The following is a 7,584-nucleotide window of genomic DNA, read 5'->3' as shown; positions in this document are numbered from 1 at the left end:
ATTGTCAAAGAAACCATCAACCACCCCAACCACCCGAAAGCGATTGAAAGCAGTCGACGGGGCATAACAAACTAATTCGTCGACTATGACACACTGTTGAGTTCTCAAGGATCACACGCACAACAAGGCCACCACGATCTCTCGCTGCCCTGAAGGCTGATCATCGACTCGGGGCCGGAAGCCCGACCAGACCGGCCTTGCTCCCCGCCGCACCCGGCGACAGATGAAACATTAGGCGCTTCCTCGGACAAACACCAAACCGAGACGGCGTGACGGCGGGCACAGCCGTGTTTGGCCCGCTCAGGGCGCGGGTAGCGCCGGCGCCGCGAGCAGGTCGCGGGTGTCGGCGACCCGGCGGCAGCCGGCCAGCCGGAGCGCCTCGACGGTCTCCTCGACGAGCTCGGCGTGCAGCCGGGCGACGCCCTCCTCCCCCTCGGCCAGCGCCCACACGGGCGGGCGGCCGAGGAAGACGGCGTCGGCGCCGGCGGCCAGCGCGGCGAGCACGTCGAGCCCGCTGCGCAGTCCCCCGTCGACGTACACCTCGGCGTCGTCGCCGACGGCGGCCACGACCGGGGGCAGCGCGACCGCCGTGGGCAGCACGCGGTCCAGCTGGCGACCACCGTGGTTGCTCACCCAGACCGCTGAGGCTCCGGCGTCCACGCAGCGACGTGCGTCGTCCGGGCGGAGGACGCCCTTGACCACGACGGGGAGGCCGGTGCTCTCGCGCAGCCAGTCCAGGTCGTGCGGGCCGAGGTCGGTCGCCTTGTCGGCGCCGGGACGTTCCTCGTGGCCGGGACCGAAGTTCACGCGCACGAGGGCTGGGTCGACCGTGGCCCAGATGCTCTCGCCCACAGCGTGCTTGGTGCCCACCACCGGGGTGTCCACGGTGAGGACCACCGCCTCGGCGCCGGCCTCGACGGCGCGGGCGAGCATCGGCTCGGCGAGGGTGCGGTCGGCGGGCAGGTAGGCCTGCACCCACCAGCGCACTCCGGTGGCGCCGATGTCGGCGAACGGCGTGCCGGCGTTGCTGGAGACCACCATGAGCCCGCCGGCCGCTGCGGTCGCCCGGGCCATCGCCAGCTCGCCGTCGGGGTGCACGGCGCGCTGCAGGGTCGTCGGCGCGACGCCCCACGGGAGCTCGCTGCGCCGGCCGAGCAGCTCGACGCCGAGGTCGACGTCGGTGACGTCGCGGAGCACGTGCGGCGAGAACCGGTGCGCGGCCCACGCCGGCCGGGCCTCCCCGGTGCTGACCGACTCGCGCGCCCCCTGGGCGACGTACTCGTGGACGGGCGCGGGCAGCACGGCCCGCGCCCGCTCCTCGAGGCCGGCAAGCCAGCTGGTCATCGGACCTCGACGCCGGCGAACTTCTTCTTGCCGCGGCGCAGCACCAGCCAGGAGCCGTCGACGAGGTCGGACTCGGCCGGCACCGCCTCGACGTCCTCGACGCGGACGTTGTTGAGGTAGGCGCCGCCCTCGCCGATGGTCCGGCGGGCCTCGCCCTTGCTGCCGGCCAGGCCGGTGAGCACGAGGAGGTCGACCACCGAGGGGATGCCTCCGGCGCGCTCGACGGTGACCGACCCGGCCTCGCGCAGCGCCGACCCGAGCGTCGACCCGCCCAGTCCGGTCAGCTCACCACCGCCGAACAGCGCGGCCGAGGCGGCCTTGATCCGCTCGGTCTCCTCGGCGCCGTGCACGAGCGTGGTGACGTGCTCGGCCAGCGCCTTCTGGCCGGCGCGCAGGAACGGCTTCTCCGCGTGCGTCGCCTCGAGCTCCTCGATCTCCTCGCGGGAGAGGAAGGTGAACACGCGCAGCAGCTCGGGGACCTTCTCGTCCTCGACGTTGAGCCAGAACTGGAAGAACGAGTACGGCGACATCATCTCCGGGTCGAGCCACAGGGCCCCGCCCTCGGTCTTGCCGTACTTCGTGCCGTCGGCCTTGGTCACCAGGGGCGTGACGAAGGCGTGCACCCGGTCGCCGGTCGCGCGACGGATCAGCTCCACGCCGCCGGTGATGTTGCCCCACTGGTCGGAGCCGCCGAGCTGGAGGTCGACGCCGTGCTCGCGGTGCAGGTGGAGGTAGTCCATCGACTGCAGCAGCACGTAGCTGAACTCGGTGTACGAGATGCCGTCCTCGAGCCGGTTCCTGACCACGTCGCGGGCGAGCATCCGGTTGACCGGGAAGTGCTTGCCGATGTCGCGCAGGAAGTCGATCGCCGAGACCGACGCCGTCCAGTCGAGGTTGTTGACCATCGTGGCGGCGTTCTCCCCCTCGAAGGAGAGGAACGGCTCGACCTGGCTGCGGACCCGCTCGGTCCACTCCTGCACCGTGCCGGTGTCGTTGAGGGTGCGCTCGCCGGAGTCGCGCGGGTCGCCGATCATCCCGGTCGCGCCGCCGACGAGGACGTACGGCGTGTGGCCGGCGCGCTGCAGGCGGACCGCCGTGACGATCTGCAGCAGGTTGCCCATGTGCAGGCTCGGCGCGGTCGGGTCGAAGCCCACGTAGTACCGCACGCTCCCCGCCGCGAACGCCTCCCGCAGGGCGTCGAGGTCCGTCGAGTGCGCGAGCAGGCCGCGCCACTCGAGGTCGTCGAGGAGGGTGGGGTCGAGGGACACGGTGGACCTTTCGTCGGGCTGGGTACCTGCTTCCCAGCCTGCCGCATGGGGCGTCCGTCCGCCCACCCGGCTCGTGGCCGGCCCCCGCTAGGCTGGCTCGGTCCGCAGGACGCGCGGCAGCGGGACGGACGAGGAGGAACCGGGACGGTGATCGCCGGGAGGTACTCCCTCGACCGCGAGATCGGCCGGGGCGGCATGGGCGCGGTCTGGCTGGCCCGCGACGAGGTGCTCGGCCGCCACGTCGCACTCAAGCGGATCGGGCTCGCGCCGGGCGGCGACAGCGCCGACCTCGAACGGGCCCAGCGCGAGGCCCGGCTGGCCGCGCGGCTCAACCACCCGCACGTGGTCGCGGTCTTCGACCTGGTCGACGACGGCGACGACCGCTGGCTGGTGATGGAGCACGTCCCCGGCACCACGCTGGCCGAGCTGGTGCGCTCGCGCGGGCCGCTGGGGCACGGCGCCGCCGCGGTCCTGCTGCGCCAGGCCGCCGACGCGCTCGCCGCCGCCCACGCGGCCGGGATCGTCCACCGCGACGTCAAGCCCTCCAACATGCTGGTCACCGAGGACGGCCGGGTGAAGATCTCCGACTTCGGCATCGCCCGCGCCGAGGCCGACGCCTCCCTCACCCAGACCGGCCTGGTCACCGGCTCCCCCGCCTACCTCGCGCCCGAGGTCGCCAGCGGCCGGGTCGCGAGCCCGCCGAGCGACGTGTGGTCCCTCGGGGCCTCCCTGTTCCACGCGCTGGCCGGGCGGCCGCCGTACGACGTGGGCGACAACGTGCTCGGTGCGCTCTACCGGATCGTCCACGAGGACCCGCCGCGGCTCGACGACCCCGGCTGGCTGGGGTCGCTGCTCGCCGCGACCATGGCACGCGAGCCCGGCGACCGCTGGACGATGGCGCAGGCCCGCGACTTCCTCGACGCCGGCCCCGACACGGTCGCCCGGCGCCCGGTGCCGGTCACCCGAGCGGCGCGGCACGACGAGCACGGCACCCAGCTGCTGGCCAGCACCGGATCGCGACCCGCGGCCCGGCCGGCCACCCCGCCGGCGTCGCCGCCCGTCCCACCACCGACGAACCCGCCCACGAGGCCGCCCACCACCCAGCCGGCCGGCCCGCCGCCCACTGGCGGGTCGCACCACCGCGGCCGCCGGGGCCTGCTGCTCCCGGTGCTGCTCGGCGTCGCCGCGGTCGTCGTGCTGGCGATCGGCGGCTTCCTGCTCGGCCGCGGCGACGACGACCCCGCGGACCGCACGGCCGGCCCCGAGCCCTCGACCAGCACCTCCGCGTCACCGTCCACGCCGCCCCGGCCCACCGCGGAGGGCATCGACACCTTCGTCCGCGACTACCTGCGGACCGCGGCGGCCGACCCCTCGGCCGGCTTCGCGATGCTCACCCCCGAGTTCAAGGAGGCCAGCGGCGGCCTCCAAGGCTACACCGGCTTCTGGGGCGACGTGGCGTCGGTCGACGTCCAGCGGGTGCGGCCCGACGCCGAGGACCTGACGGTCGGGTACCGCTACACCTACACGCTCGGCAACGGCCGCTCGATCCGCGACGACGTCGAGCTGCGGCTGGTCTTCGACGACGGTCGCTACCTCATCGCCGGGGAGGCCTGACCTGCGGCGCAGCGTGCGCGGTCAGCCCCTAGGGTGAGCACGGACGGGAGGTGGGCATGGGCATGGACCTGGCAGCGCTGTACCGCGACGTCGTGGAGACCTCGCCGGACGGCATCTGGGTCTTCGACCTCGACGGACGCATCCTCTACGCCAACCCCGCGCTCGCCCGGATGGTCGGCACCACCCCGGAGGAGGCGCAGCGCCTCACCGTCCCCGACACGCTCGACGCCGTCGGCAGGCAGCAGTTCGCCGCCCACCTCGAGGACCTCCGGCAGGGGCGCTTCAACGAGCGCGAGGTCGAGGTCCGGCTGGTGCGTCTCGACGGCACCGCGACCTGGGTGCTGGCGCGCGAGTCGCCGCTGCGCGGACCCGACGGCGAGGTCACCGGCGTCCTGCACCGGATGACCGACTGGAGCGACCGCCGCCGCGACATCGAGGAGCTGGTCGAGAGCCGCGGCCGGCTGGCCGAGGCGCACCGCATCACCCGGCTGGGCAGCTGGTCGTGGGACCTGGTCCACGACACGGTCACGGGCTCCCCCGAGATCACCGACCTCTACGGGCTCGAGCCCGGCGGCTTCGCGTCGTCGTACGCCGCGTTCCTCGAGATGGTCCACGAGGACCACCGCGGCGACGTCGACCGGGCCGTGCGCGCGGCGCTGGACGGCGAGGACTCCTTCGAGTGGGTGGCGCGCGTGCGCGGCGCCGCGGGCTGGCTCTGGACCCGCGGCCGCGGGGTCGTCCACCGCGACCCCGGCGGCCGCCCCGTCGCGATGTCGGGCACTCACCAGGACATCACCGAGGCCAAGCAGGTCGAGCTCGCGCTCGTCGACCAGGTCAACCAGAACGTGCTGCTGCAGGCCGTGGCGTCCGCCGCCAACGAGGCTCGCTCGCTCCACGAGCTGCTCGGCCAGGCACGCGACCTCGTCCTGCTGCACGACGACTGGGAGCGGGGTCGCGGGTTCGTGCCCACGGAGGACGGCACGGGCGTCGAGCCCTACTACGTCTCCGACGAGGACCGGCTCACCGACGCGGACGACCCCGCCCGCGTCGCCCGCGAGCTGGCCCTCGCCGAGCGGGCCTTCGCCGAGGCCCGGTCGGTCTGGGACGACGACCGGCTCTCGATCGCCTTCCCGGTGTCGTACGCCGGGCGGGTGCACGCCGTCGTCGTCATCACCTCGGCGCCGCCGCTCTACCGCCACGACATGATCCAGGAGATGGTCGACGTCGTCGCCGTGCAGATGGCGCGGGTCGCCGAGCGCGAGCAGGCCGAGCGGGCGCTCGCCGACGCGCGGGACCAGGCGATGGCGGCCTCACGGCAGAAGTCGGAGTTCCTGGCGACGATGAGCCACGAGATCCGCACCCCGCTCAACGGCGTCATCGGCCTCAACGACCTGCTGCTGCGCACCGGCCTCGACGCCGACCAGCTGCGGCTCGCCTCCGGCGTCCAGGTCGCCAGCCGGGCGCTGCTGAGCGTCATCAACGACGTGCTCGACTTCTCCAAGATCGAGGCGGGGCGGCTCGAGCTGGAGCGCGTCGACTTCGAGGTGCGCGCGGTCTTCGACGGGGTCGCCGCCGTCATGGCCGAGGGCGCCCGCGCCGGCGGGCTCGAGCTGATCGTCTCCTGCTCCCCCGACGTCCCGGGGGTGCTCGCCGGCGACCCCACGCGGTTGTCCCAGGTGCTCACCAACCTGGTCTCGAACGCCGTGAAGTTCACCGAGGAGGGCGAGGTCTACGTCCGCGCCACCGCCACCCCCCTGGACGGCGGGCGCACCCGGCTCGACGTGGAGGTCGCCGACACCGGCATCGGTGTCGACCCGGTCAAGGCGGAGGGTCTCTTCGAGCCGTTCACCCAGGCCGACGCCTCGACCACGCGGGTCTACGGCGGCACCGGCCTGGGGCTGGCGATCTCCAAGGAGATCGTCGAGGCCCTCGGCGGCGAGATCGGCTTCGCCCCCAACCCCGGCGGCGGCAGTGTGTTCTCCTTCAGCGCCGTGCTCGACGCGCCCACCGGTACCGCTGCGGACCCCGCCGACGCCTACGCCCGCACCTGGCTGGCCGGGCAGCGCGTCCTGGTCGTCGACGACAACGCCCACAACCGGCTGATCCTCGAGGAGCAGCTGCGGGCGTGGCACGTGCGGCCTGCCGTCGTGTCGAGCGCGGACGAGGCCGAGGCCGCGCTCGCCGAGGCACTGGCGGCCGGCGACCCGTTCGACGCCGCCCTGCTGGACCTGGCGATGCCCGGGCGCGACGGCCTCGACCTGGCCCGGGCGATCCGCGACGACCCGGCGTACGCCGCGCTCACGCTGGTCGTGCTCACCTCGTTCACCACGATCGACGCCGACGAGGTCACCCGGGCCGGCGTGGCCGGCCTGCTCACCAAGCCGGTGCTCCCGCCCGCCCTGCGCGGCGTGCTGCTCAGCACCCTCGCCGGCGTCGAGGCCGCCCCGGTCCTGCCCGACCACGAGCCGCAGGCCGGCGCCGAGCAGCGGGTGCTCGTCGTCGAGGACAACCCGGTGAACCAGATGGTGGCCAGCGGGCTGCTGGAGCAGATGGGCTACGAGGTGCTCACCGCCGAGGACGGCGTGGTCGCCCTCGAGGTCCTGGCCCACCAGCGGGTGGACGCGGTGCTGATGGACGTGCAGATGCCCCGCCTGGACGGGTACGCCGCGACGCGCGAGCTGCGGCGGCGCGAGGGCAGCGGGGCGCGGGTGCCGGTGATCGCGATGACCGCGGCCGCGGTCGAGGGCGAGCGGGAGCGCTGCCTCGAGGCCGGCATGGACGACTTCTTGACCAAGCCGGTCGACCCGGTGGCCCTCGGGTCGGTGCTCGCACAGTGGGTGGGGCCGGGATCGGTCGCGCCGTCGATGGAGGAGGAACAGGTGGAGATGGCCCCGTCCGACCCGATCGACGGGCTCGACGTCGAGCGGCTCGACATGCTGCGCGACCTCGACCCAGGCAACACCGCCTACCTCGACCGGGCGATCGGCAACTTCCTGGCCAACTCCGGCCCCACCGTCGAGCGGCTGCGCGAGCTCGTCGAGCAGGACGACGCCGACGCCGTGCGCCAGGCGGCCCACAAGCTGGCCGGCAGCGCGCTCAACCTCGGGGTCGTCGAGGTGGGCGCGGCCGCCCGCGAGCTGGAGTTCCTCGGCGACGCCGGCACGACGGAGGGAGCCGGTCGGTTGGTGGACGCGCTCGACGCCAGCGTGCAGCGTGGCCAGGGCCTGCTGGCGGCCTACCGGGCGGCGTACTCCTCGGGCGGCTGAGGCGCCCGCAGGCCGCTCACCAGCCGTTTTCACCCCTTCGGGCGACGCTCTACGGTCCGGAGGGCAGCTCGACGCGGCCTAGTTTTGTCCCA

4 protein-coding genes are annotated in these 7,584 nt (G+C 73.9%); 2 read left to right on the top strand and 2 right to left on the bottom strand.

Annotated features, from left to right (window positions below):
- Positions 1-300: 300 nt before the first annotated feature.
- Positions 301-1,344: an alpha-hydroxy acid oxidase gene (locus QWY29_RS19395; RefSeq protein WP_300962860.1), complete on the bottom strand. Its 1,044-nt coding sequence runs from the start codon at positions 1,342-1,344 to the stop codon at positions 301-303.
- Positions 1,341-2,612 (bottom strand): tyrosine--tRNA ligase, encoded by a 1,272-nt coding sequence (gene tyrS / locus QWY29_RS19390; protein ID WP_300962859.1) that lies wholly within the window; start codon positions 2,610-2,612, stop codon positions 1,341-1,343. The genes QWY29_RS19395 and tyrS overlap by 4 nt, the downstream gene beginning before the upstream one ends.
- A gap of 147 nt (positions 2,613-2,759) precedes the next feature.
- Between tyrS and QWY29_RS19385 the strand changes: the two genes are divergently transcribed.
- A complete protein-coding gene (locus QWY29_RS19385; RefSeq protein ID WP_300962858.1) occupies positions 2,760-4,226 on the top strand; it encodes a serine/threonine-protein kinase in 1,467 nt (488 codons plus the stop codon).
- A 56-nt stretch (positions 4,227-4,282) separates the two neighbouring features.
- A complete protein-coding gene (locus tag QWY29_RS19380; RefSeq protein WP_300962857.1) occupies positions 4,283-7,492 on the top strand; it encodes a PAS domain-containing hybrid sensor histidine kinase/response regulator in 3,210 nt (1,069 codons plus the stop codon).
- Positions 7,493-7,584 lie beyond the last annotated feature (92 nt).

Source organism: Nocardioides abyssi, from assembly GCF_030412915.1.
Classification (GTDB): domain Bacteria; phylum Actinomycetota; class Actinomycetes; order Propionibacteriales; family Nocardioidaceae; genus Nocardioides; species Nocardioides abyssi.
Note: the sequence above shows the minus strand (reverse complement) of the source record. Positions and strands in the feature narration are given on the sequence as shown.

Coding starts and splice junctions, on each gene's coding strand:
- QWY29_RS19395 (WP_300962860.1), bottom strand. CDS start 1,344: ATGACCAGCTGGCTTGCCGGCCTCGAGGAGCGGGCGCGGGCCGTGCTG.
- QWY29_RS19380 (WP_300962857.1), top strand. CDS start 4,283: ATGGGCATGGACCTGGCAGCGCTGTACCGCGACGTCGTGGAGACCTCG.